The 23,884-nt window shown below is 34.3% G+C and carries 27 protein-coding genes; 18 read left to right on the top strand and 9 right to left on the bottom strand.

Annotation, left to right across the window (positions count from 1 at the left end; all coding sequences use genetic code 11):
- Window positions 1-30: 30 nt before the first annotated feature.
- The 7 genes from mnhG to sda form a co-directional block, all read right to left on the bottom strand.
- A complete protein-coding gene (mnhG, locus tag J2Z81_RS02615; RefSeq protein ID WP_226370649.1) occupies window positions 31-402 on the bottom strand; it encodes a monovalent cation/H(+) antiporter subunit G in 372 nt (123 codons plus the stop codon).
- Window positions 383-691: a Na(+)/H(+) antiporter subunit F1 gene (locus J2Z81_RS02610; RefSeq protein ID WP_029270376.1), complete on the bottom strand. Its 309-nt coding sequence runs from the start codon at window positions 689-691 to the stop codon at window positions 383-385. Before J2Z81_RS02610 ends, mnhG begins: the two co-directional genes overlap by 20 nt.
- Complete coding sequence (locus tag J2Z81_RS02605; RefSeq protein ID WP_029270375.1) at window positions 691-1,167, bottom strand: Na+/H+ antiporter subunit E; 477 nt, start codon at window positions 1,165-1,167, stop codon at window positions 691-693. Before J2Z81_RS02605 ends, J2Z81_RS02610 begins: the two co-directional genes overlap by 1 nt.
- 7 nt (window positions 1,168-1,174) lie before the next feature.
- Complete coding sequence (locus tag J2Z81_RS02600; protein ID WP_029270374.1) at window positions 1,175-2,656, bottom strand: Na+/H+ antiporter subunit D; 1,482 nt, start codon at window positions 2,654-2,656, stop codon at window positions 1,175-1,177.
- The gene (locus J2Z81_RS02595) at window positions 2,649-2,987 is read right to left on the bottom strand and encodes a Na(+)/H(+) antiporter subunit C (RefSeq protein WP_029270373.1); all 339 of its coding nucleotides are present in this window, start codon (window positions 2,985-2,987) and stop codon (window positions 2,649-2,651) included. The genes J2Z81_RS02600 and J2Z81_RS02595 overlap by 8 nt, the downstream gene beginning before the upstream one ends.
- Complete coding sequence (locus J2Z81_RS02590) at window positions 2,988-5,321, bottom strand: Na+/H+ antiporter subunit A (protein ID WP_029270372.1); 2,334 nt, start codon at window positions 5,319-5,321, stop codon at window positions 2,988-2,990.
- Window positions 5,322-5,625: 304 nt separating this feature from the next.
- The gene (sda, locus tag J2Z81_RS02585) at window positions 5,626-5,775 is read right to left on the bottom strand and encodes a sporulation histidine kinase inhibitor Sda (RefSeq protein ID WP_029270371.1); all 150 of its coding nucleotides are present in this window, start codon (window positions 5,773-5,775) and stop codon (window positions 5,626-5,628) included.
- A gap of 383 nt (window positions 5,776-6,158) precedes the next feature.
- Here sda and J2Z81_RS02580 point away from each other — a divergent pair, with 383 nt between their 5' ends.
- The 11 genes from J2Z81_RS02580 to J2Z81_RS02530 all read left to right on the top strand — a co-directional run bounded on the left by J2Z81_RS02580 (window position 6,159) and on the right by J2Z81_RS02530 (window position 14,989).
- Window positions 6,159-6,674 carry a YqeG family HAD IIIA-type phosphatase gene (locus J2Z81_RS02580; RefSeq protein WP_029270370.1) on the top strand — a complete coding sequence of 172 codons (516 nt, stop codon included), beginning with the start codon at window positions 6,159-6,161 and terminating at the stop codon, window positions 6,672-6,674.
- A 3-nt stretch (window positions 6,675-6,677) separates the two neighbouring features.
- Window positions 6,678-7,781: a ribosome biogenesis GTPase YqeH gene (gene yqeH / locus J2Z81_RS02575; RefSeq protein ID WP_029270369.1), complete on the top strand. Its 1,104-nt coding sequence runs from the start codon at window positions 6,678-6,680 to the stop codon at window positions 7,779-7,781.
- Between the two features lie 12 nt (window positions 7,782-7,793).
- The gene (gene aroE / locus J2Z81_RS02570) at window positions 7,794-8,633 is read left to right on the top strand and encodes a shikimate dehydrogenase (RefSeq protein ID WP_029270368.1); all 840 of its coding nucleotides are present in this window, start codon (window positions 7,794-7,796) and stop codon (window positions 8,631-8,633) included.
- A gap of 1 nt (window position 8,634) precedes the next feature.
- Complete coding sequence (gene yhbY / locus J2Z81_RS02565; protein ID WP_029270365.1) at window positions 8,635-8,925, top strand: ribosome assembly RNA-binding protein YhbY; 291 nt, start codon at window positions 8,635-8,637, stop codon at window positions 8,923-8,925.
- Window positions 8,926-8,957: 32 nt separating this feature from the next.
- Entirely contained in the window at window positions 8,958-9,524 is a 567-nt protein-coding gene (locus tag J2Z81_RS02560) for a nicotinate-nucleotide adenylyltransferase (RefSeq protein ID WP_226370648.1), read from the top strand.
- Window positions 9,514-10,089 (top strand): bis(5'-nucleosyl)-tetraphosphatase (symmetrical) YqeK, encoded by a 576-nt coding sequence (yqeK, locus tag J2Z81_RS02555; protein ID WP_029270362.1) that lies wholly within the window; start codon window positions 9,514-9,516, stop codon window positions 10,087-10,089. Before J2Z81_RS02560 ends, yqeK begins: the two co-directional genes overlap by 11 nt.
- Entirely contained in the window at window positions 10,090-10,449 is a 360-nt protein-coding gene (rsfS, locus tag J2Z81_RS02550) for a ribosome silencing factor (protein WP_029270359.1), read from the top strand.
- A gap of 2 nt (window positions 10,450-10,451) precedes the next feature.
- A complete protein-coding gene (locus tag J2Z81_RS02545) occupies window positions 10,452-11,204 on the top strand; it encodes a class I SAM-dependent DNA methyltransferase (protein WP_029270357.1) in 753 nt (250 codons plus the stop codon).
- Window positions 11,205-11,454: 250 nt separating this feature from the next.
- On the top strand, window positions 11,455-11,976 hold the full coding sequence (locus J2Z81_RS16040; RefSeq protein ID WP_226370695.1) for a helix-hairpin-helix domain-containing protein: 522 nt from the start codon (window positions 11,455-11,457) through the stop codon (window positions 11,974-11,976).
- A gap of 57 nt (window positions 11,977-12,033) precedes the next feature.
- On the top strand, window positions 12,034-12,609 hold the full coding sequence (locus J2Z81_RS02535) for a ComE operon protein 2 (protein WP_029266835.1): 576 nt from the start codon (window positions 12,034-12,036) through the stop codon (window positions 12,607-12,609).
- Window positions 12,610-12,700: 91 nt separating this feature from the next.
- A complete protein-coding gene (locus J2Z81_RS02530; protein ID WP_226370647.1) occupies window positions 12,701-14,989 on the top strand; it encodes a DNA internalization-related competence protein ComEC/Rec2 in 2,289 nt (762 codons plus the stop codon).
- A 95-nt stretch (window positions 14,990-15,084) separates the two neighbouring features.
- On the opposite strand, the gene J2Z81_RS02525 is transcribed toward J2Z81_RS02530, so the two are convergent.
- Entirely contained in the window at window positions 15,085-15,216 is a 132-nt protein-coding gene (locus J2Z81_RS02525; protein WP_029266831.1) for a YqzM family protein, read from the bottom strand.
- Between the two features lie 320 nt (window positions 15,217-15,536).
- Between J2Z81_RS02525 and holA the strand changes: the two genes are divergently transcribed.
- Entirely contained in the window at window positions 15,537-16,553 is a 1,017-nt protein-coding gene (holA, locus tag J2Z81_RS02520; protein WP_226370646.1) for a DNA polymerase III subunit delta, read from the top strand.
- Window positions 16,554-16,756: 203 nt separating this feature from the next.
- Here holA and rpsT read toward each other — a convergent pair whose 3' ends face one another.
- Window positions 16,757-17,023 (bottom strand): 30S ribosomal protein S20, encoded by a 267-nt coding sequence (gene rpsT / locus J2Z81_RS02515; protein ID WP_029266827.1) that lies wholly within the window; start codon window positions 17,021-17,023, stop codon window positions 16,757-16,759.
- Window positions 17,024-17,223: 200 nt separating this feature from the next.
- Between rpsT and gpr the strand changes: the two genes are divergently transcribed.
- The 6 genes from gpr (at window position 17,224) to grpE (ending at window position 23,869) form a co-directional block, all read left to right on the top strand.
- Window positions 17,224-18,324 (top strand): GPR endopeptidase, encoded by a 1,101-nt coding sequence (gpr, locus tag J2Z81_RS02510; RefSeq protein ID WP_029266825.1) that lies wholly within the window; start codon window positions 17,224-17,226, stop codon window positions 18,322-18,324.
- Between the two features lie 103 nt (window positions 18,325-18,427).
- Window positions 18,428-19,603: a stage II sporulation protein P gene (gene spoIIP / locus J2Z81_RS02505; protein ID WP_051681370.1), complete on the top strand. Its 1,176-nt coding sequence runs from the start codon at window positions 18,428-18,430 to the stop codon at window positions 19,601-19,603.
- Between the two features lie 15 nt (window positions 19,604-19,618).
- Window positions 19,619-19,951: a hypothetical protein gene (locus J2Z81_RS02500; protein WP_226370645.1), complete on the top strand. Its 333-nt coding sequence runs from the start codon at window positions 19,619-19,621 to the stop codon at window positions 19,949-19,951.
- Window positions 19,952-20,181: 230 nt separating this feature from the next.
- Window positions 20,182-21,990, top strand: coding sequence for a translation elongation factor 4 (gene lepA, locus J2Z81_RS02495; RefSeq protein ID WP_029266819.1), 1,809 nt, complete (start codon window positions 20,182-20,184; stop codon window positions 21,988-21,990).
- 196 nt (window positions 21,991-22,186) lie between these two features.
- Window positions 22,187-23,218, top strand: coding sequence for a heat-inducible transcriptional repressor HrcA (gene hrcA, locus J2Z81_RS02490; protein ID WP_226370644.1), 1,032 nt, complete (start codon window positions 22,187-22,189; stop codon window positions 23,216-23,218).
- A gap of 72 nt (window positions 23,219-23,290) precedes the next feature.
- Entirely contained in the window at window positions 23,291-23,869 is a 579-nt protein-coding gene (gene grpE, locus J2Z81_RS02485; RefSeq protein WP_084178938.1) for a nucleotide exchange factor GrpE, read from the top strand.
- Window positions 23,870-23,884 lie beyond the last annotated feature (15 nt).

The following is a 23,884-nucleotide window of genomic DNA, read 5'->3' as shown; positions in this document are numbered from 1 at the left end:
AAAAAGTGACTTCTTTAAAAGTCACTTTATTTACTTCTTATTATATTGTTGAATAGCTTCTTCATATGCATCTTTTTGATGTTTGGTTACTGGTTTAACACCTGCTTTATGTGCTGCTCTGGAAATCATATGACCAGATACTGGGTTTGTAAGAAGTATAAACAAGATGGCTAATAAAAGTTTTCCACTGATAATCGATTCAGATACATACAAGAATAAAAATGCTCCAATTAATATCCCTGCAATACCTAATGTAGATGCTTTTGTCGCTGCATGTAGCCTGGTATAAACATCTGGAAAACGATTAATTCCAATGGAACTTGATAAAATAAAGAAAGTTCCTGCCAATAAAAGTAGAACAATGATTAAGTTTACAATAATATCAATCCATGTCTCTATCAATAATAACACCCTTTTCCAGATATTTTGCAATACCAAGTGTTCCAATAAATGAAAGAATGCCTATTAACAATACGACGTCATTCAATTTTGTTGTTGTTAAAAAAACCGCTGTAAGGGCTGCTAAAGCCATTAAACTAATACCAACAAGATCCAATGCTATTGCCCGGTCGGGATTTGTTGGTCCTATAAGAATACGGTATAAAAGTAAAAAAAACGATATAGATATACCAATGAAAGATATGAAAACTGTTATTTGTAGTAATTGCTCTGTAAATTGCAGGATATTCATTATCTGGTTACCTCCATAATCGCTTTTTCAAATGTATTTTTTATATCGTGAATGGACTCATCTACTGTATCAATATCCATTGCATGAATATATAATTCTGTCTGATCATTTGATACAGCGATTGTTAACGTACCAGGCGTTAAACTAATTAAATTTGCTAGTAGAGTTATTTCCCAATCACTTTTTAAATCGGTTGGCATAACAAATATACCCGGTTCAAATTCTAACTTTGGTGTATATACAAGTTTTACAATATCAATATTCGATGAAATAAGCTCTTTAATAAACAAAAGAATTAGCTTCAATATACTAATTACTCGCTTTATATAAAAATCCCCTGGTATAAACCGTTTCAATAAAAGCAATAGAAGCATTCCAAGTATGTATCCACCAATAAAGCTAGGGGCAGTATAGGTTTCACTCAAGAACATCCACATGAAAGCGATAATTAAATTTATAACAATTTGAAAGGCCATTAGTCAATTACTCCTTTAAAACAGAATCAATATATTGTTCTGGATCAAGTAGATATGCCGAAATAGTGTCAATTGATGGATAAATATATTCTGCACCAATTCCTAGAACAACAGAAAATGTAAGTAAAAATACAATGGGTCCTATAAATCCCTTCATGGATCTTTTACCCAATTCCATCGTAGTATTTTTTTCTCCCCAAAATCCTCGGATAAATATTTTCATGATCGAATAAAGAATTAACAAACTTGTAAGGAGTGCGATAATCACAATTGCTATTTTTTCGTCTGTAAGGGCACCCTTTAATAATAACAGTTTTCCTATGAACCCACTAAAAGGTGGAATACCCGCAAGTACAAATGCAGATACAAAAAGAAGCCAGCCTAATAATGGATAATGATGCATTAAACCACTCATTTTCCTTAAATCCGATGTTCCAGCCACATATGCGATTACACCTACAATTAAAAACAATGCCGATTTAATAATCATATCATGGATTAAGTAGTATACTGACCCACTTATTGCGTCTTGGTTAAAAATCCCAATACCCATGATAATAAAGCCGATTGCAGGAATCACATTATACGCAACAATTAATTTAATGTTATTTGTTGATAAGGCACCTATAATTCCAAAAACCATAGAGAGTCCAGCTATCCAAATGAACATTTCATGTGTTAAATTAATTTCATGAATAAAGATTAACGTAAACACTCTAAGTATCGAGTAAATTCCAACTTTTGTTAGTAATGCACCAAATAGGGCAGAAATAACAGGATTAGGGACAATATACGATTTCGGCATCCAGTAATATAAAGGAAATAGAGCTGCTTTTGTACCAAAAACAAAGAACAAAAGAATTCCAATCGCAGTTAAGACTCCTTTTTGTTCAACTTCCTGCACCCGCTCAGCGATTTGTGCCATGTTTACAGTACCAACTACACCATATAAAAAAGCTACAACAGTAACAAATAAAATCGAGGAAAAAAGATTTATTAATACATATTTGATGGACTCCCTTAATTGAACTTTATCTCCACCAAGAACGATAAGTGCATAGGAAGCCATCAAAAGAACCTCGAAAAACACAAATAAGTTAAATAAATCTCCAGTTAAAAATGCTCCTGAAACTCCTGAGATTAAAAAGAAATAAAAAGCATAAAAATAGTGTTGTTCTTTTTTTAGTGAAAGAGAATATGGCGCATAGAAAGCACAGGCTGCTGCGACAATATTCGTGGTCAAAACAAGAACAATAGATAATGGATCAGCTACAAGAATAATCCCATATGGAGCGACCCAAGATCCGGTTTCAAGAATGATGGATCCACTATTGAAAACAATCCATGTCATATATGATACGATCGCCAGGTTTGCTATTATGAATATCTTTGTTAACCCTCGGGTAATCACAACTTTTTTATTTAAAAAAACTGCGATGATCCCCGCTATTAAAGGAATGATGATTGGCAAAATAACTAAATTACTCATTTTCGTTACCCCTTAATTGTTCCATATTATCTGTCTTATTTTCATTAGCGGTTCGGTATGCTAGTACAAGTATAAGACTAGTCACTCCGAAACTAATAACAATGGATGTTAATATTAATGCTTGTGGCAAAGGATCTGTATAATTGGTTATATTATCCTCTAACACTGGGGGTTGTCCACGTTTGAGTTTACCCATTGTTAAAATAAACAAGTGTGCTCCGTGTGACAGCAGTCCTGTACCAATAACGATTCTTAATAGTTGTTTTTGTAATAGGTTATAAACACCTGTAGCAATTAGAATCCCCGCTAAAATGGAGATAATGATTTCCATTTAATCTGCCTCCTCATTCTTTTTTAACTTTATGAGGCTATAGATAGCAAGAGCTGCGATACCTAAAACAGTTATCTCAAATAATGTATCCAGTCCTCGCATATCAACGAGAATAACGTTGACAACATTAGTCCCGCCTCCAATAGATAGAGCGGTTTCTAAAAAATAGTCGGAAATGGTATCAAACCAGTTACTGCTATGGGCCGATATAGCGATTAAGCTCATTAATGCTCCAAATCCAATTGCCACTGACGCATTAATGCTTTTTGTACGAATCGATTCTGTCCGTTTTCTAAGCTGTGGTAAATGATAAAAACATAACAAAAACAATGCTACTGTTACTGTTTCAATGACTAATTGTGTTAATGCTAAATCAGGTGCCCGATAAATAACAAACAGTATAGCTACACCATAGCCAACTACACCAAGTATTAAAATAGCAGCAAGTTTATTATTAGAAAAAATTGTTCCTAAAGCAGCTATTGTGATAATGAGAACAACGGATATTTCGAGTATCGTAATATCAGCAAGATTATCATAGTTGATTGTAACTCCATCGGTAACAAGTAAAAATACCAATGTAACGATGAACGTTGTACCAAGAATAATAGCCATATACGTACGAACAGAACCATTCATATAAGCGTTGGTAACTTTATTAGAATAAGTATCTATCGTTTGCAAAATAACATTATATACCTTATTAAAGCTCCAATTTCCAGGTAGAAGGCGGTAAACAGCATCCCATTTTGTTCTTGTAAGATATAAAATAACACCAATGCCAACTACTATAAGTGACATTAGTAGTGGTGTTGTAAAACCATGCCAAAACTGAATATTTTTGTATTCAAAAGCATGATTGACTGATTGGGCTGCATGTGCAAGAAATGAACCATTCACGAGATTGGGAAACAACCCAATAGTAATAACACCTAATACTAAAACGATTGGTGATAGCAGCATTCCAACCGGTGCTTCATGTGGTTTCTTAGGAAGTTTATCTAAATTCTTTTTTCCTGTAAATACACCAAAGAAAAAGTAAACTGAATAAACAAAGGTAAATATACTACCAAATACCGCTAGATATGGTACGATTTGCACAAGAAAATTTGTGACCCCATTCATACCTTCATTTAAGTTAAGTGTTGACTCAAAGAATAATTCTTTACTATAAAAACCATTTAAAAATGGCAGGGGAACGCCGGCCATGGAAAATGTTCCTAAAAGGGCGAGCGTTGCTGTGATAGGCATAAAGGAAATCAAACCACCAAGTTTACGAATGTCTCTTGTTCCTGTTTCGTGATCAATAATTCCAGCGACCATAAATAAGCTTCCTTTAAATGTAGCATGGTTTAAGATATGAAATACAGCAGCAAACACTGCTACTTTTGTTCCAAACCCTAACATGGCCATGATCATACCTAGTTGACTTATTGTAGAGAATGCCAGAATTGCTTTTAGATCTGTTTGCCTAACAGCCATATAAGATCCCCAGCACAGTGTAACAATCCCAAAACTACTTACCACAATAAAGAACCATTCATATCCGGAAAATACTGGTGAAAAACGTGCTACTAAAAATAACCCTGCTTTCACCATTGTTGCAGAATGGAGGTAAGCACTTACAGGAGTAGGTGCTTCCATGGCATCAGGTAACCAGATATGGAACGGGAATTGAGCAGACTTTGTAAATGCCCCTAACAAGATAAAACCTAATGCTAGCGGTAAATATGTACTGTCTAAAATAATATCTTTTTGTTCGATCATTCCTTGTATGCTGGTAGTTCCGGTTATAACTGTTAAGAGTATAAAACCTGCAAACATACTTAATCCGCCAAAAATCGTAATCAGCATCGATTTTAAAGCGCCATATCTAGAACGTTCATTAAAATGCCAATACCCAATTAACAAGAATGATGAGATAGACGTAAGCTCCCAGAACACATAAAGAACAAATACATTATCAGATAACACAACACCAAGCATTGCAGTCATAAACATAAGCAAGTAAACATAAAACTGTCCTAATCTTTCGCTAGTGTCTAAATAATATACGGAGTATAGAACTACAAGCGTTCCGATACCGCTTATTAATAACACAAATAATAAACTTAATCCGTCTAAGTAAAAATCAAAATTGATTCCCAAAGATGGAATCCAGTTATATGTATCTCTAATAGGTGAAAAACCTGTACCAACAAATCGAATAAAATAAAGGAAAATCATGAAAGGTATAACAAAAACAAAAAAGCCAGTATGTACTTTATGCTTTATTTTGCTGATTATAGGAACAAAACAAGCAAAAAGTAGTGGTATTAATACTGCGAAAATCATTTACTTGGTATCCTCCTTAAAATATAAAATTGCCTATTGAATGTTCGACACTTTACTATCTTATCAATAAATAGAATGAAGTTCCATTCTATTTTAAACGATATAATCGATTTATTGTTTGCAAGGAAAATGAAATTAGAGAGAAGGAAGTGAATAAGACAGGAAAATCAAACCGTGGAATTCCTGAATTTCAAGCTAGAAATTAGCAAATCCAAAAATTAGTTTAACATATTATAGAGCCAGGAAAAATAAAAAACTCCTATCATTGTTTTAATGACAAGAGCTATTTCCATTTGCATAGATTTTATGATTGATAATTTGCACACTTTATCTTATGCATCAGACATCGTCTTTGAATTTCTTCTTTAATCAGCAATATAAAATCTGGGCTTAAATTTAATTCATTTGCTTTATGATATGATTCCAGCAACAATTCATCTGACAAATGTTCCATAAATAGAGCCCCCTTTAAAGTTTGCTTTCGTCTCTATTGATGTACTACTAATTTAGCATGATTCATAACGTAGAACAAGACTCAAGTTATCTACAAACGCCTGTAGATAACTTGTTAATAAAGGAATAATTTGTTGTAAAAGTACTATTTTATAAGGCTGTATAATGTGGGTAAAGTTATCCACAATGCGAAATATGACATAATTTGTCGAACGTTTTTTTGTTAAAGTCCCTCGAAAAAGCACATTTTTCAACTAAATAAGCATATATACACAAAGTTTGATATTCACTTATCGTTAAAGATATTATAGGATTAATACTGTATTGTCATATAAAATAGTTTTATACTAATGAAATAGAGATTGTACAATGAGGTGTTGTAAATTGTTAAAGAATTTTTTACCGAATGAATACGTAAAAAGTGTGTTTGATATTAAACCTGAGGTTTTACATCAAAAAGGAATAAAAGGAATAATTACCGATTTAGATAATACGCTTGTAGCTTGGGATGTGAAAGACGCAACACCGGAAATCATCGAATGGTTTAAACGAATGGAAGAACATGATATTAAGATTACAATCATTTCAAATAATAAATTAGAACGTGTTAAAATATTTTCAGAACCATTAGGTACCCCGTATGTATATAGTGCGAGGAAACCTTTAACACGTGCTTTTAAATCGGTAGCCAAACAGATGCATTTGAAAAAGGAGGAAATTGTTGTAATTGGAGATCAGTTATTAACTGATGTTCTTGGTGGTAATCGTGCTGGATTTTATACAGTATTAGTTGTTCCTATTGTACAAACTGACGAAAAAATTACAAGGATAAACCGAATAATCGAAAGAAAAATCCTGCGTTATATGCAAAAACAGGGTAAGATAAGCTGGGAGGAATGAGGTTTGAATACAAAACTAAATTGTCAGGGCTGTGGCGTTCATCTCCAAACGGAAGACAAGGAAGGTATAGGATATGCCCCTAAATCCGCCTTAAAAAGAGAAGAAGTTTTATGTAAGAGATGTTTCCGTCTAAAACATTATAATGAAATTCAAGACGTTTCCCTAACGGATGATGATTTTTTGAACATGGTAAGTGCAATAAGAGATACGAATGCTTTAGTGGTACATCTTATTGATATATTTGACGTAGAAGGAACCTTGATAAAAAGCTTGCCAAGGATAATAGGCGATAATCCAATCATTCTTGTAGGAAATAAAGTTGATTTATTACCAAAATCTACCAACAAGAGAAAACTCGTTCAATGGCTACAATCTACTGCAAAGGATGCTGGGCTTCATGTTAAAGAAACATTTTTAATATCTTCTAAAAAAGGACAAGGAATCGATGAATTAACATTTCAAATGGAAAATCATCGGAAAAATGGGGATGTCTACATTGTTGGAACGACGAACGTTGGGAAATCTACATTTATTAATCGCCTAATTAAACAATCTACTGGAGAAAATAATGTTATTACAACATCCTATTTTCCTGGTACTACGCTTGGCTTTATTAGCATTCCATTAAATAATAAATCTTCATTAATTGATACACCGGGAATTGTTAACCGGCAGCAAATGGCTCATTATGTTTCAGAACATGATTTAAAAATCATAACGCCGGACAAAGAAATTAAACCAAGAACCTATCAGCTTAATAGTCAGCAGACACTTTTTTTGGGGGGCTTGGCTAGACTCGATTTTATAAAAGGTGAAAAACAGCCTTTTGTATGTTATTTCTCAAACCATTTAAAAATTCATCGTACGAAATTAGAAAATGCAGATCAACTCTACAAAAATCAAATTGGTGACCTTTTGTTTCCACCTGATTTAGAAACATTGGAAATTCTTCCACCTCTGACAGAAAGCACCTATCGTATTACTGAAAAAAAGAAAGATATTATTTTTCCTGGGCTTGGATGGGTAAGTATTCCAGAAGGGAATGTAACAGTAGCAGTTCATACCCCAAAGGGTCTAGCTGCATCCCTCAGAAAATCATTATTGTAAGGAGGATAAATGATGAGTTTTCAATTGGGACTAATTGGATATCCAATAAAACATTCATTATCACCATGGATTCACAAAAAGTTTTTACGAGCTTCCAATTTAGAAGGTGAATATTCAATTATAGAGATAGATCCCGGTCTGAACTTTGCAGATCAAATGGAGAAATTCAAGCAAAATAGGATAGATGGATTTAATGTTACCGTTCCGTATAAACAAAAGATTATTTCTTACTTAGACCATGTGGATGAAGAAGCACAAAATATTGGTGCCGTAAATACAGTTGTAAACCGTAACGGGAAATGGACTGGTTACAATACAGATAGTATTGGTTATGTTCGGTCATTAGAGGCAAAATATCCTGAAGCGTTCACGCAAAAATCAACTCGCATCTTACTTATTGGCGCTGGAGGAGCTGCCAGGGGGATTTATTACTCGCTTGTTTCCTCGGGATTTAAACAAATAGACATAGCAAATAGAACAACTGAAAGTGCAGAGAAAATAGCAAAACATTCATACGTGAACACGAATGTTTTGACATTGACTTCAGCTGAACGGCGACTTGGCAGGTACGATATCATCATTCAGACGACATCTGTAGGTATGAAGCCTAACGAAGATAGAAGCATTATCTCGCTGGAAAATTTAAAAGAGAGCAGTATCGTCAGCGATATTATTTATCAGCCAATAAAAACAAAAATACTTTCAGCCGCTGAATCTAAAGGAGCATCCATCCATTTCGGACATACCATGCTCTTATATCAGGCTCAGTATGCATTCGAAATATGGACGAATCAAAAAATGCCGGTCAATGATATGGATGACCAATTAAAAAATATTTTGGAAGGAAGATAATATGTTAACAGGAAAACAAAAACGATATCTCCGTGCAGAGGCAAATCAATTAAAGCCTATTTTTCAAGTTGGTAAAGCAGGTGTAAATGAAAACATGATTCAACAGATCCAGGAGGCCTTAGAAAAACGTGAATTAATAAAAGTAAGTATATTACAAAATTGCTTAGATGATAGAGGTACGGTAGCTAATCAATTGGTTGAACACACTGGAGCAGAACTAGTGCAGGTAATTGGAAACAGTATTGTACTTTATAAAGAATCACAAGAAAATAAGCAAATACAATTACCTTAAACTACTATAAGTAGATAAAAAAGGAGCATAACATGAAGCGCATTGGTATTTTAGGCGGAACTTTTGATCCACCTCATTTAGGACACTTGCTTATAGCGGAGGAAGCTCGTATTGCGCTCGAACTAGAAGAAGTTTGGTTTATTCCCACTTATGAACCTCCTCATAAGCATGAAGCATCTACAAAAGGAACAGACCGTGTTCAAATGGTCGAGCAAGCGATTTATAATAATAAGAACTTTAAAGTAAGTACAATTGAAATAGATCGTTTAGGAAAATCATATACGTTTGATACAATGAGTACATTAAAAGAAGAGGCTAATGAAGCGAAATTCTTTTTTATTATTGGTGCTGACATGGTTGAATACTTACCACATTGGCATAATATTGATCGCCTAGTCGACATGGTAACATTTGTTGGAGTGAAAAGATCAGGATTTCGCCTGAACTCTAAATATCCAATTATAAAAATAGATATTCCATTGATAGAAATATCCTCTACTTTTATTCGAGAGCGATTAAAAGCTAATAAAACTGTAAAGTATCTTATACCTGATTCAGTGTATACATACATAAAGGAGAAGCGATTGTATGAAGATTGATGATGCTATAGCACATGTAGAACCTCATCTGACGAAAGATCGATTTGAACATACGCTGCGTGTAGCAGAAACAGCAGTTGAGCTAGCGAAATTTTATCACGAAACCTATGAAAAGGCCGAACTCGCTGCCATTTTTCATGATTATGCAAAGTATCGGCCGAAGGAAGAATTAAAAAGATGGATCAAAATGAGTCATCTCCCAAAAGACTTATTAGATTATCATCATGAATTATGGCATGGACCTGTTGGGGCTTTACTCATTGAAAGGGAATACGGAATAACTGATCCCGCTATACAAAGCGCTATTCGATATCATACAACTGGTAAAGCAAATATGAACAAATTGGACATGATTCTTTTTTTAGCAGATTATATTGAACCAGGGAGAAGTTTTCCAGGACTTGATGAAGTTAGAGAAACAGCCTACAATAATTTAAATTATGCCTGCTGGCTAGTATCTCGGAATACAATCCAGTTTTTAATGAAAAAAAATGCGCTTATTTATCCAGATTCATTTCATGCCTATAATTTTTTCACAAAACAAATAAACGGAGGGAATAACTAAATGGATAATAAGGAAATTCTAGAAATCGCTGCTGAAGCATGTGATAATGTAAGAGCAGAGGAAATTGTCGCATTAAATATGAATCAGGTATCACTTGTTGCAGATTATTTTTTAATTTGTGAAGGCAATACAGAGCGACAAGTACAGGCCATTGCTCGATCAATTAAAGACTCCGTTGAAGAACGAGAGATAGCATCTATTAAAAGAATGGAAGGGTTCGAACAAGCACGCTGGGTTTTAGTTGATCTTGGTGATGTTGTTTGTCATATATTTCATAAGGATGAACGGTCTTATTATAATTTAGAGCGGTTATGGGGAGATGCATCACAAATACCTTTACAGATAGGTCAAGAAAGATAAATATGGTCTATCAAAAGATGGCTTACGTCTATGATCAGCTTATGATGGATGCACCTTATGATCAGTGGCTGCAATTTACAGAAGAAGTCTTTAGACAATCTGGGAAAAAGATTAAAAATGTAGCTGATTTAGGGTGTGGCACAGGTGAAATAACAGCTTTATTGGCTGATGAAGGCTACAATATGATTGGAATTGATTATTCATCAGACATGCTCGCATATGCAGAACAGAAAGCACATGATAAAAAACTCCCAATCCACTGGTTGCATCAAGATCTCCGGGAACTGAAGGGATTATCAAATCTAGATGCAGCTGTTAGCTATTGTGATGTGATAAATTATATAACAGAAGACAAGGATCTAGAAATTGTCTTTCAGCGAGTAGCAGATTCATTAAGTAATGGCGGCCTGTTTCTTTTTGATATCCATTCACTGCACCATGTTGAAATTAATTGCATCAATCAAACTTTTGCTGATGTTAATGATGATGTTTCATACATATGGTTTTGTACAGAAGGAGACACACCTGGAGAAATGCATCATGATTTAACATTTTTCACGTTTGATGGCAATTCTTACGAGCGGTTTGATGAATATCACCATCAAAAAACATATCAAATTGATTTTTACAAAAAACTATTAGTGAAAGCAGGATTTGAAAACTTAAAAATAGGCTATGATTTTTCGTTAAATCATCATGAAAATATCCAAGAGGCAGAGAGAATTTTCTTTATAGCGGAAAAAAGGTCGGGATAATACAAATTTCCCGATCCTTTTTTTTAAAAAAGGAAATAAACAAGCTACGTCGAATAAATATAAATATAGAAGCTGCTGCACGATCCCCTTGAAGCGTGCTTCTTACCTATCTCACCCACCCTTATGATATTTTCTTCAAAAGGATGTGTCCCTCATTGAATAGACCACTCAAAAAAGGATTATTTTTATTAATAATAATAGTTTCAATTGTTACATTCCTCATTCTGACAAATGATAGTGATATAGTGATATAAAGAAAGAGGATGAGGATTTTAACGCAGTAATTGCTAAAGACGCTACGGATCAAGATGATCAGGATGTTGTAATTGGCGATAAACAATCGAATTTAGCTATTGTTGATGTAAAAGGAGAAATAAAAAAGCCTGGTATATATGAAGTAGATGTAAATGCAAGAGTTAATGATGTGATTCAAATGGCGGGCGGATTTACAAAAAAAGCCGATGAATCCATTGTCAATTTGGCTCAAAAGGTTCAAGATGAGATGGTGATTCAAGTTCCCGCAAAAGGAGTCGATAGTGGTCACCTCGCTGACGCTAGTCAAAAAACTAAAGAGAGCAATAAAATAAAGATAAATGAAGCTACACAAGAAGAAATAGAAAGTTTATCCGGGATAGGACCAGCTAAGGCCCAAGCAATTATACAACATAGAGAGGAAAACGGATTCTTCCAAACAACAGAAGACTTGCTAGAAGTAAGCGGGATTGGAGAGAAAACCCTGGAAAATCTGCAGGATGAACTGCAAATCCCATAGTTTTTGACGAATTAGAATAAAGAGTTGTAAACTATATAGGTATAGGGGGAGTGAGGCATGGAACGAATTTCATGGGATCAGTATTTTATGGCTCAAAGTCATTTATTAGCACTAAGAAGCACATGCACAAGGCTGATGGTCGGTGCAACGATTGTCAGAGATAAGCGCATCATAGCAGGTGGTTATAATGGAAGTGTTTCTGGAAGTGTTCATTGTAACGATGAAGGTTGTTATGTGATTGATGGACACTGTGTAAGAACTGTACATGCGGAAGCAAATGCATTATTGCAATGTGCTAAATTTGGAGTTCCAACAGATAATGCAGATATTTATGTTACACATTATCCATGTCTGCAATGCTGTAAGCAACTAATTCAAAGTGGGATCAAAACGGTATACTATGCGGAAGATTACCGAAATCATCCATATGCAATTGAATTATTTCAGGAAGCAGGTGTGGAAACGAAAAAAGTAGAGCTGAATTATTTGGCAGTTGATACAAAATATAAAGAAAAATCAGCATATGTACAACATTTACTTGAAAAACTTGAATTAAATACAAATGAGCAGGAATTAAGCGTGTTAAAAAAACAGGCGAAACAGCTTTTCACACCATATAGTCAATCAAAATAGGACGAGATCCTTCGCTTAAAAAAGTGAAGGGCCTCTGCTAAGAACTTCATAAAATATTTGTAGAAGAACGATTAATGCAGGTGAGTAATGTATGAGAGGATACTGGCATTTTGCAGCATTTTCAGTAGTTGTAAGTATTTTAACAATATATTTTAAAACTAATTGGTTTATTGTTGGATTTTTTTTATGGTTATTGTATTTGTATTATTATCGAAAATTAGGATCAATCCCAATAATTATGTCCATTATTTCCTTTCTCTTTTATTGGGTATATATACCCAATATTGATGTGGATATGCCCCGAAATGATATGATCTCCAAAGAGACCTCCCATAGTGGTAAAATTACCAGTCCCATATCGTTAACTTCTAATAAAGTTGAATTTCTATTTCAAGAAAGACAAACCCAAAACAAAGTCTCCGTCATTTTCTTTCCGGATGAAAAAAGTTCTTCTAAAAGCTTTTTAAAGCATACCTCGATAAAACATGGTGCAAAATGTATCGTTCACGGTGAATTAGAGCTTCCAGAACAAACCACTAATCCTGGTCAATTTGATTTTCATACTTATTTACTAAAACAAGGAATCACTCATCAAATTATTCTTCAATCTTTCGATGATATTGAATGCCATGGAGGGTCAAGACTTAACCAAATTTTTACTCTGAGAGACAATTTATTAAATTATGTAAATGATAAGTATAGTAAAAAAACGAGCAGTTGGCTAAACGCTCTCGTATTAGGAGACGATTCGTTTATAAGTGAGCAGACTGTAGATTTATTTCAAAGGTGGAATCTCTCACATATACTTGCTATTTCCGGTCTGCACGTTGGATTAGTAGTAGCTCTCTTGTATTTTTTGCTTATCAAGTTAAATATACTGACAAAGGAAAAAGCTAAATTAATCATGATTTTTTTCTTACCTCTTTATGCATTACTTGCTGGGGGAGAACCATCCGTTTGGCGTGCCAGTTTATCCATCATGATTTTTATTATTCTAAACAAAGCTAAATTAAAATTTAATTATACTGACGTTTTAAGCATTGTCTTTCTTTTATTTATTCTTTTTGATAAATATATCGTTTATCATGTAGGCTTTCAATTATCTTTTATCGTTACATTTGGATTGATTTTATCAAAAAACTGGATTGCACAATCTAATTCATCCATATTTCAATTATTACAGATAAGTTTTGTATCCCAGATGATGATTTTACCGCTGCAACTTTCTTATTTTTCCACTTTTCAACCACTATCAATTTTATTAAATGTCATCGTAGTTCCTTATTTTTCAATATTTGTTATTCCTTTAATGTTTATTTTTTTGTTTCTCTCACCGTTTCCAGTATCAATCGTTAAATTTTTAGACTATTTTTTTGTTCACATCCATTCGATATTTATACATTTGGTCACACTTATTGATAAGCATGCAGATTATCCATGGATTATTGGCAATATGCCAATCGTAGCTACAGTCTTATATTATGTTTTATTTTTTATGCTTATGAAGTATCTTCAAAGTGCTAATCATCCTAAAGCTTTTACCTATGGATGCAGTATAAGCTTATTGATTGTATGTTTGGCTTTTCGTCCATATTTATCTCCAATTGGAACTGTAACAATGCTAGATATCGGACAAGGTGATGCATTTGTTATCGAATTGCCCTATCGAAAAGGAGTAATTTTTGTTGATGCAGGAGCGAATTTTACCTTTAACGATTTTGGGTCATCTGACAAAGTATATAAACAAATAATTAAACCATACTTATATTCCAGAGGAATTAATTATATTGATGCTATTTTTTTGAGCCATGAAGATATTGATCATATGGGAAGTGTTGAATATATACTTAGAGATATGAAAGTAAAGGAAGTCATTATTAGTGATTACTATGAGCTCGATCGTCAAACAGTAAAATTATGGAAGGAGTACGGGACACATATTAGGAGATTGAACGATAAAATTGATATAAATGGGCAAGTTTTTCAAACGATTGGTCCAACGAAAGATATGAAATCTCCAAATGAGAATTCTTTAATTTTATATACAAAGTTTGGTGGTATGAGTTGGCTTTTTACTGGGGATAGCGGAAAAGATTCAGAAAACGAAATAATAGATCGATACCAAAATCTAGCCATTGATGTTTTAAAAGTCGGCCATCACGGAAGCAGAACCTCAACAAGTAAAATATTTGTCAATCAATTAGATCCAAGCTATGCACTTATATCAGTTGGAAAAAAAAACACCTATGGACATCCAAGTGCAGATGTATTGGAAATACTTGAAAAAGAAAAGGTACAACTATTTCGAACTGATTTAGATGGTGCAGTTCAATTTCGATATAAAAATACGGAAGGAACATTTTATAAGTTTTTACCATAAGATGGGAGTGCAGGGGCTGACGGTTAATACAAAAACAATAAACAAAGAGACTGTCTCATGATCAGTCTCTTTGTTATAGAAGATATTTTTGTAAGTTAAGCCACCACATTGATAATAGCACCAATAGCAAAAAGTACAACAAAGAATACAAATGAAGTAACAAACCCGATAATGGAATCGCTGACGTCATTATTTTTCGATTGGACATCGTTTTCAAATTCGTTCATATCTATCCCTCCTATACCATTTCAAGTATAAAATAAAACGGAAATAAAATCTACTTTTGGTCTTAAATTTCTTCAAGAACTACGTCCTTATGCATCGTTATTTTTAGAAAGAGTTAACAGCTATACTTTTATTAAAAATGGTCAATCTATAACTAATAATCAAATACCGTTTAAGATTTAGTATCCCGGGGCTGAATTTTAAGCGTTTATATAGATTATAGAGGGAAATGAATGAGGTGCGCGTTTCCCTCTAAATTATTACTTGCTATTCTCATCTTTCCGTTTTACCATTGTTATAGCTAAACAATGGAGTGAATATCATGTCGTATTTAGAGGTCTTTAAACAGGTTAAAAATAAAGAAATAAGTCCGATTTTTCTATTATATGGATCTGAGACTTATTTCATACAAAACCTAAAAAAACATATCAGTAACACAGTAATAGGGCACAAAGAGAATGAAAATTTATCTACATACGATTTAGAGGAGGTACCCATTCAGGAAGTAATCTCAGACGTTGAGACGTATCCCTTCTTCGGCGATCGGAAGCTAATCATCGCATCAAATCCCGTTTTTTTAAAAGCAAAACCAGATAAATTACCCTTTGAGCATGATTTAGATGCTTTACAGCAATACGTAAATAATCCTGTTGACTACTCGGTTCTTATATTAACTGCTCCATACGAGAAGATTGATGAAAGGAAAAAAATAAGTAAATTCTTAAGGAAAAAAGCAGCAGTTGTTGAATGTAATCCACTCAAAGATCATGAATTAAATAAGTGGATAACAAACATTGCAAACAGTTTAAAAATCACCATTAATCACGATGTTTATGAAATTTTTGATGCGGAACTGGCCTCTGACCTTAATCTGATGCAAAACGAACTAAACAAACTGGCAATGTATGTTGGGGAAGGAGGAACAGTTACTAAAGAAATAGCCGAGGACTTAATCGCACCTACAGCGAATAGCACCTCTCTCAGACTGGTTGATGCGGTTATTGAACGTAATTTACATAAAGCAATTACCATTTTTAAAGATCTTGAAAAAATGAAAGAAGAGCCAATTGCTCTTATTGCTTTGCTGGCTTTTCAATTTCGCATGATCTTTCGAGTAAAACTTTTAAAACAAAAAGGATATAGTCAATTTCAAATGCAAAAACAGATAGGGGCCCATCCTTATGTTATCAAAATTGCACTCAGTCGGGAAAAACAATTCTCAAAACAAAAGCTCGAGCATATCATGGACCAATTGGCAGATGCAGATTCCGCGATGAAGCGTGGGCAAATGGAAAAAGATTTAGTTTTTGAATTACTATTGTATGAATTAGTTAAATAAATATAAAGAAAAAACGATCCTACCTAGGGATCGTTTTTTAGTGCCCCCAGCATGCGCGAACTCTAACGCCATGTAGTGGTAAGCACATAATTAAAAGCAAGGGTATCTACAGTGATGTAGAATCTGATGGAAGCTCAAGACAAACCTCCGGTCTGACGAACAGAAATCATATAAGAGGCAGTCGCTCCTCCTAATCGTTTATTTTAAGCACCCAGTTGATTGATTTTTTGCTTTAGACGTGATTTTTGACGATTTCCATTGTTAGGGTGGACTACACCTTTTTGTATCGCCTTGTCAATTTGTTTGATTGTATTTTCTAATGCTGCTTTTGCATTTTCAGCATCATTTTCTTCAATTAAGTTTTCAACATGTTTGATCTGTGTACGCATTGCTGATTTGAACACCCGATTATTTTCACGTTTCGTTTCGTTTGTTTTAACACGTTTAATAGCTGATTTAATATTAGCCATCGTTTCACCTCCTCAAAGTTCACCATATAGGATACTTTATCAAAGGATTCGATTCTTTTCAATTTTAATTCACCCGCCAACGCCACTGAAAAACTGTTTTTCATCTACATATATTTTTCTGCTATCTTATACATAAATTTCCATTAATTTGTGAACGCTATTATAAAGTGTAGTAATACGCATGAAAGGAAGAATGAGGAATGAAAAAACGTGAACATATGCACAAACAAGTACGAACGGATTTAGCTGTTGAAGCTAAGAATATGTATGTTGAAAATGAGCACACAGATAACAAGCAGATACAAGGTGTTACTGTAAAAGAGCAAGTAAAAGAGAATATTAACATTTCTTATGTAGAGATAAATGAAAAAGGAGCCAAATTGCTCGAAAAAAAACCTGGTTCCTACGTAACCATTTATGCGGATGGTGTAAAAAAACAAGATACGAAGCTACAGGAGAAGGCAGCTAAAGTGTTAGCTGGAGAGTTAGAACAGTTGTTAAAAAAGAATAATATAAGTTCAGGTAGTACTGGATTAATCGTCGGACTTGGCAACTGGAATGTGACACCTGACGCACTTGGGCCAATGACAATAGAAAAAATTCTCGTAACAAGCCATTTATTTAAATTGGAACATGAAACAGTTGCGGAGGGTTATCGTTCCGTTTCTGCAGTGACTCCGGGGGTAATGGGTGTTACCGGAATTGAAACAAGTGATATTATCTTTGGGATCGTAGAGAAGGTAAAACCGGATTTTGTTATTGCTGTTGATGCTCTTGCTTCAAGGTCAATAGAACGTATAAATGAAACAATACAATTATCTGATTCTGGGATACACCCAGGTTCAGGTGTGGGTAATAAACGCAAAGAACTAAGTCAGGATACACTAGGTATTCCAGTCATTGCAATTGGCGTACCAACAGTTGTAGATGCAGTCACGATTACTAGTGATACAATCGATTTCTTGTTAAAGCATTTTGGCAGAGAATGGAATGAAAGAGACCAGCCATCAAAGGCTTTAGCACCCGCTTCCTTATCCTTTGGTCACAAAAAGCTAAAAGAAGAGGACCTTCCCGATGAAGAACAACGAAAAGCCTTTCTTGGGATCGTAGGAGGCTTATCCGAAGAGGAAAAAAGATCATTGATTACTGAAGTATTAAGTCCCATTGGTTATAATATGATGGTTACTCCAAAAGAAGTGGATGGTTTTATGGTCGACATGGCTAATGTGGTTGCTAATGGTATTAATGCTGCATTACATGAAAAGGTGGATGTTGATAATTTCGCATCTTATACTAGATAATTAACGTAATCTTCTATTAAAAAAGAAAGATTTTGTTCTACCATCTAAAGTTTAGACATAGATTTTACTATAGAATCAAACTAGCTTTAGAAAGGGTGGAACGATGTCTGTAAAATATAATAAAAAATATAGAATGACGCGGTTTAATCCTTTTTATAAAAAAGGCGGATTGTATCTGATAAGCATCATCGTTTTATTTATTTCAATTGGTATATTAACAACAATTAAACCAGCTTATCGTTTTTCATCCGACACCATTACTAGATGGACAAGTGATATAGATAGTTCCACGTTTCTGTATTTGATGGGGACAGAGAATAGAATTTTTAAGGAAGCTTTTCCAAAAGATAAAAAACTTCCAAAGTTATCTACTACTTTATTTCAAATAGCTACGAACATAAAGCCTTCTGATCCCAGCAGTTTGCTAGGGCAGGAGTTACCAGGTTTCTCATCTTTCGGAAGTAAGGTTATTGTTGCTGGTGAAGGAACAGATTACACAAATCTGGCTATGGAATCCTCTCCACCTTTAGAAGATGTATTAGAAGATAGAGAAGCTGTATTGGATGAACCATCTGAAGAAGAGTCTGATAGAGAAGATGAAAATAAAGAAGCAAACCAAAGCACAGGAGAAAAAGACACTGTTTTTATATACAATACGCATACACGGGAATCTTTTTTACCACACTTGCCAAATGTAACGGATCCGAATCAAGCGCATCATGATGAGGTGAATATTACAAAGGTTAGTGATAGGATTGCCAAAAAGTTAAAGTCGAACGGGATTGGAACGAATGTAAATAATACAGATGTAATGAATATTTTAAAAGAAAAAGAATGGGAATACGGACAGTCCTATGATGCTTCAAGAAGTATAGTAGAAGAAGCTGTAGCTTCAAACAAGCATCTTCAATATGTATTTGATATACACCGAGACAGCTTGCCACGAGATAAGACAACAAAGAAAATCAATGGTGAATCTTATGCACAGATTTTATTTGTTGTTGGAGCTGACTATGACGATTATGAGAAAAACCTAGCGGTAGCTACTGAGTTGAATTCACTTATAGAAGCAAAGTACCCCGGTCTGAGTAAAGGAGTAATTACAAAAGAAGGTGCTGGTACAAACGGCATCTTTAACCAGGATTTGTCTGAAAATGCTCTGTTAATTGAATTTGGTGGTTATGAAAATACTTTTGAAGAATTATACCGTACAGCAGATGTTGTTGCAGAAGTGTTTAGTGACTATTATTGGGACGCTGAAAAAGTAGACGCAGACTAAACGGAGGTATAGCTTATGGTACGTTCATTTATCGTTTTTCTAATGTTAATCGTTGTTTTCTTAGCGGGTATGTTGTTTGGAATAGACCGGGGACAAATCGCTTCAAAACCTGTGGAGACGGATACAGAGAGAATAGTGAATCATGAAGAAGAGAAGATGGATGAAGGTGAAATTATAGAAAAAGAGCGAATTCTACAGATCGAAGAGGCGGATGAAACAACTACGGCTGACGTAGAGCCAGATAACCATTTGACTCAAAAAACGGCATCTGTTTTAGAAGCAGGGGTCAAAGGATTTTATGAAATAATCGTACAAATATTATACCAGATATCACAGTTGTTTATTTAGCAAATAATCCTTTTCCCGCCATAGATCATTTGGGAGAAGGATTACTTTATATATGTTCTAAATCTTGAAACTAAATAGTTCAATTGCTATAATCAACCTAGTTGTTAGTAGCTTTTTATGTTGATAAATAGACTGCAAAAACTAATTTCAAACATACAAAGGGACCATTTGTTATAGGTACCTTAGCTTAGTCTTTATCCTTATTAGATATATAGGAGTGAACGACACGAATGGAAAACAAACAAAAACATGTACGTAATTTTTCGATCATAGCCCATATTGACCATGGGAAATCCACTTTAGCTGATCGAATTTTAGAGAATACGAAAGCGTTATCGAAGCGAGAGATGAAAGATCAATTCCTTGATGGAATGGATTTAGAAAGAGAGCGGGGTATTACTATTAAATTAAATGCCGTTCAACTTCATTACCAAAGTAAGAACGGTGAAGAATATATATTCCATCTGATCGATACACCTGGACATGTAGATTTTACATATGAGGTCTCACGAAGTCTTGCTGCCTGTGAAGGTGCAATTTTAGTTGTTGATGCAGCCCAAGGCATTGAAGCACAAACCTTGGCGAATGTGTATCTTGCGCTAGATAACGAACTAGAAATTATTCCTGTTATTAATAAAATTGATCTTCCAAACGCAGATGTTGATGCTGTAACAAAAGAGTTAGAAGATGTAATCGGTGTTGACAAAAGTGATATTTTGCTAGCTTCAGCAAAAGCTAATATAGGCATCGAAGACATCTTGGAACGCATTGTAGAGGCAGTCCCTCCACCGGTTGGGGAAATAGAACAACCATTAAAAGCGCTTATTTTCGATTCGCTATATGATCCTTACCGCGGAGTGATTGCCTACATATGTATTAAAGAAGGATCTGTAAAAGTTGGCGACAAAATCATGTTAATGGCCAACGGGAAGGAATTCGAAGTAAATGAACTAGGTGTTTTTACACCAACGCCCGAAAAGAAAGATGAATTAGTTGTAGGCGATGTAGGATATTTAACAGCATCAATTAAAACAGTCGGTGATACTCAAGTCGGTGATACGATCACATTAGCTGACAATCCAGCGGAAATGCCTTTGCCAGGATACCGACCATTAAATCCAATGGTATTCTGCGGTTTATTTCCAATTGATTCAAATAATTACAATGACTTAAGGGAAGCTCTTGAACGATTAGAATTAAACGACTCAGCTTTGCAATATGAACCAGAAACATCCCAAGCTCTCGGTTTTGGATTTCGTTGTGGGTTTTTAGGTCTTTTACATATGGAGATTGTTCAAGAAAGAATTGAACGGGAATTTAACATTGAGCTGATCACTACTGCCCCTAGTGTAGTTTACGAAGTAGAGAAGGCTGAAGACGAATTAATAGAGGTGGATAATCCATCATTTATGCCAGACCCACAACAGATAAAAGAAATCCGGGAACCATTTGTAGAAGCCACCATTATGGTTCCAAAAGATTATGTGGGAGCTGTTATGGAGCTATCACAAAAAAAACGAGGGCAGTTTGTTGATATGAAATACTTGGATGATATCCGTGTCAACATTATTTATAAGATTCCACTTTCTGAAATCGTTTATGACTTTTTTGATCAACTAAAATCACAAACGAAAGGATATGCTTCTTTCGATTATGAACTGATTGGTTATCAGCCGTCTGACCTGGTTAAAATGGATATCTTACTTAACTCTGAAAAGATTGATGCATTGTCCTTCATTGTTCATCGTGATTTCGCACATGAGCGTGGTAAGCACATTGTTGAAAAATTAAAAGATCTAATTCCAAGACAGCAATTTGAGGTTCCCGTACAGGCAGCTATAGGAAACAAAATCGCTGCTCGATCTAACATTAAGGCAGTACGAAAAGATGTAACCGCAAAACTATATGGTGGGGATGTTACACGTAAACGCAAACTATTAGAAAAACAAAAAGAGGGTAAAAAACGGATGAAAACCGTCGGTTCAGTTGAAGTTCCTCAAGAAGCCTTTATGGCTGTGCTAAAAATGGATGATGATTAAAGCTGCAAATATCGAAGCCTTGCTACAAACATTTGAAGCAAGGTTTCTTTTCTATATAAACGGCATATTTTTCATAGTGTTTATACAGGTTATCGTATACTAAAAACGGATAAATCATGTCCGTTGACAAAAAAAACATCATTTGATAATTTATTATTAGCACTCAGTACAAAAGAGTGCTAACAGAGGTGATTATATGTTAACAGAAAGGCAGTTATTGATTCTACAGGTTATTATTGATGATTTTATCGCATCTGCACAACCTGTCGGTTCACGTGCGATTTCTAAAAAAACTAACATAAATTATAGTGCAGCCACGATTAGAAATGAAATGGCGGATTTGGAAGATATGGGATTCTTGGAAAAGACGCACTTGTCTTCAGGCAGAGTTCCTTCCGAAAAAGGATATCGTTATTATGTAGATCATTTAATAACTCCAACTGTTAAACACAAAGACGTGAGCTTGATTAAACATATTTTTAAGGAAGACTTTTTAGAATTTGAACAAATCGTTCAGATGTCGGCTGAAGTGTTGTCAGATTTAACAAACTACACGTCCATTATTTTAGGACCTGAAATTTATGAAACCAGATTAAAAAAAATTCAAATCTTTACATTATCACCACATGTAGCCGTAGCTATTTTAATAACAAACACAGGTCATGTAGAGCATCGATCATTTTCCCTTCCGGCTGCGATCCATGCAACAGATATGGAGAAAATGGTTAACATACTTAATGAACGGCTATATGACGTACCAATTGTTCATTTGCCTGAAATGATAAACACCGAAATAGTTTTCTTAATGCAACAGTATTTAGATGACTTTGAAACCTCTTATGACTATTTAAAAGCTGTGTTCTTCTATGAACAGCCAGTCAAACTATATATAGGCGGAAAATCTAATATTTTAATGCAGCCTGAGTTTAACGATGTTGATAAAATTCGTTCTTTTTATACAATGATGGAAAAAGAAGAGGAGATAGCGAATCTATTAAAAAATGCGACAGATGGTTTGAAAGTTACTATTGGGAATGAAAACAAAATAGATGCAATTAAAGATTTTAGTCTAATTACTGCATCCTATCAAATAGGTGATGATCAATTGGGAACAATAGGATTACTTGGACCAACAAGAATGGAATATCAAAAAGTAATTACATTGTTAAATGTTCTATCGAATGAAATGACTGAAGCTCTATATTTGTGGTTTAGACAAAACAAATGAAGATTTTAGTTTATTTCAATTACAATTCGTGATATAGTCTAACGTGGTTATTTTGTATATTGGAGGTGTTTAATGATGAATGAAAAAGCAAATGAAGCAATAACTGATAAAGACGAAGATTTAAATATAGATGCTGCCGAAAAAGAAGAAACTGAAGTAGTTGATTCAGGGGAAAAGGAAAATGTAGAATCAGCAGAAGATTTAAAAAAAGAAATCGCTCGTTTGCAAAAGGAAAACGAAGATATTTATGGTCAGATGCTTCGTGTGCAAGCCGAATTTGATAATTTTAAGAAACGCTCCCAAAAAGAAAAGGAAGCAAGCCTTAAATATAAATCTCAGGATATAGTAAATGAATTATTGCCCGCAATTGATAACTTTGAAAGAGCCTTACAAGTGGAGGTTACTGATGCTACAGCAAGTTTAATTGAAGGTATAACAATGGTTTATAATCAACTGAAAGAAGCCTTGAAATCGCAAGGAGTAGAAGAAATAGAAGCTGTTGGAAAAGAATTTGATCCTAATTTACATCATGGTGTCATGCAAGTAGAAGAGGAAGAATTTGAATCTAATATTATTGTTGAAGAATTGCAAAAAGGCTATATCCTTAAAGATCGCGTTATTCGACCTGCTATGGTTAAAGTAAATAAATAAACATCTTGTTGAAGT

The sequence above is a fragment of the Virgibacillus alimentarius genome (genome assembly GCF_017874635.1).
Lineage (GTDB): Bacteria > Bacillota > Bacilli > Bacillales > Amphibacillaceae > Virgibacillus_B > Virgibacillus_B alimentarius.
Note: the sequence above shows the minus strand (reverse complement) of the source record. Positions and strands in the feature narration are given on the sequence as shown.

Bases quoted from the DNA above. Each gene is read 5' to 3' on its own strand.
- J2Z81_RS02525 (WP_029266831.1), bottom strand. From the start codon at position 15,216: ATGAACGAATTTGAAAACGATGTCCAATCGAAAAATAATGACGTCAGC.
- J2Z81_RS02535 (WP_029266835.1), top strand. From the start codon at position 12,034: ATGGAACGAATTTCATGGGATCAGTATTTTATGGCTCAAAGTCATTTA.
- J2Z81_RS02500 (WP_226370645.1), top strand. From the start codon at position 19,619: ATGGTACGTTCATTTATCGTTTTTCTAATGTTAATCGTTGTTTTCTTA.
- J2Z81_RS02600 (WP_029270374.1), bottom strand. From the start codon at position 2,656: ATGAGTAATTTAGTTATTTTGCCAATCATCATTCCTTTAATAGCGGGG.
- sda (WP_029270371.1), bottom strand. From the start codon at position 5,775: ATGGAACATTTGTCAGATGAATTGTTGCTGGAATCATATCATAAAGCA.
- gpr (WP_029266825.1), top strand. From the start codon at position 17,224: ATGAAAAAACGTGAACATATGCACAAACAAGTACGAACGGATTTAGCT.
- J2Z81_RS02595 (WP_029270373.1), bottom strand. From the start codon at position 2,987: ATGGAAATCATTATCTCCATTTTAGCGGGGATTCTAATTGCTACAGGT.
- J2Z81_RS02545 (WP_029270357.1), top strand. From the start codon at position 10,452: ATGGTCTATCAAAAGATGGCTTACGTCTATGATCAGCTTATGATGGAT.
- rsfS (WP_029270359.1), top strand. From the start codon at position 10,090: ATGGATAATAAGGAAATTCTAGAAATCGCTGCTGAAGCATGTGATAAT.
- yhbY (WP_029270365.1), top strand. From the start codon at position 8,635: ATGTTAACAGGAAAACAAAAACGATATCTCCGTGCAGAGGCAAATCAA.
- J2Z81_RS02610 (WP_029270376.1), bottom strand. From the start codon at position 691: ATGAATATCCTGCAATTTACAGAGCAATTACTACAAATAACAGTTTTC.
- rpsT (WP_029266827.1), bottom strand. From the start codon at position 17,023: ATGGCTAATATTAAATCAGCTATTAAACGTGTTAAAACAAACGAAACG.
- J2Z81_RS02560 (WP_226370648.1), top strand. From the start codon at position 8,958: ATGAAGCGCATTGGTATTTTAGGCGGAACTTTTGATCCACCTCATTTA.
- lepA (WP_029266819.1), top strand. From the start codon at position 20,182: ATGGAAAACAAACAAAAACATGTACGTAATTTTTCGATCATAGCCCAT.
- yqeK (WP_029270362.1), top strand. From the start codon at position 9,514: ATGAAGATTGATGATGCTATAGCACATGTAGAACCTCATCTGACGAAA.
- grpE (WP_084178938.1), top strand. From the start codon at position 23,291: ATGATGAATGAAAAAGCAAATGAAGCAATAACTGATAAAGACGAAGAT.
- holA (WP_226370646.1), top strand. From the start codon at position 15,537: ATGTCGTATTTAGAGGTCTTTAAACAGGTTAAAAATAAAGAAATAAGT.
- aroE (WP_029270368.1), top strand. From the start codon at position 7,794: ATGAGTTTTCAATTGGGACTAATTGGATATCCAATAAAACATTCATTA.
- spoIIP (WP_051681370.1), top strand. From the start codon at position 18,428: ATGTCTGTAAAATATAATAAAAAATATAGAATGACGCGGTTTAATCCT.
- J2Z81_RS02590 (WP_029270372.1), bottom strand. From the start codon at position 5,321: ATGATTTTCGCAGTATTAATACCACTACTTTTTGCTTGTTTTGTTCCT.
- J2Z81_RS02530 (WP_226370647.1), top strand. From the start codon at position 12,701: ATGAGAGGATACTGGCATTTTGCAGCATTTTCAGTAGTTGTAAGTATT.
- hrcA (WP_226370644.1), top strand. From the start codon at position 22,187: ATGTTAACAGAAAGGCAGTTATTGATTCTACAGGTTATTATTGATGAT.
- J2Z81_RS02605 (WP_029270375.1), bottom strand. From the start codon at position 1,167: ATGGCCTTTCAAATTGTTATAAATTTAATTATCGCTTTCATGTGGATG.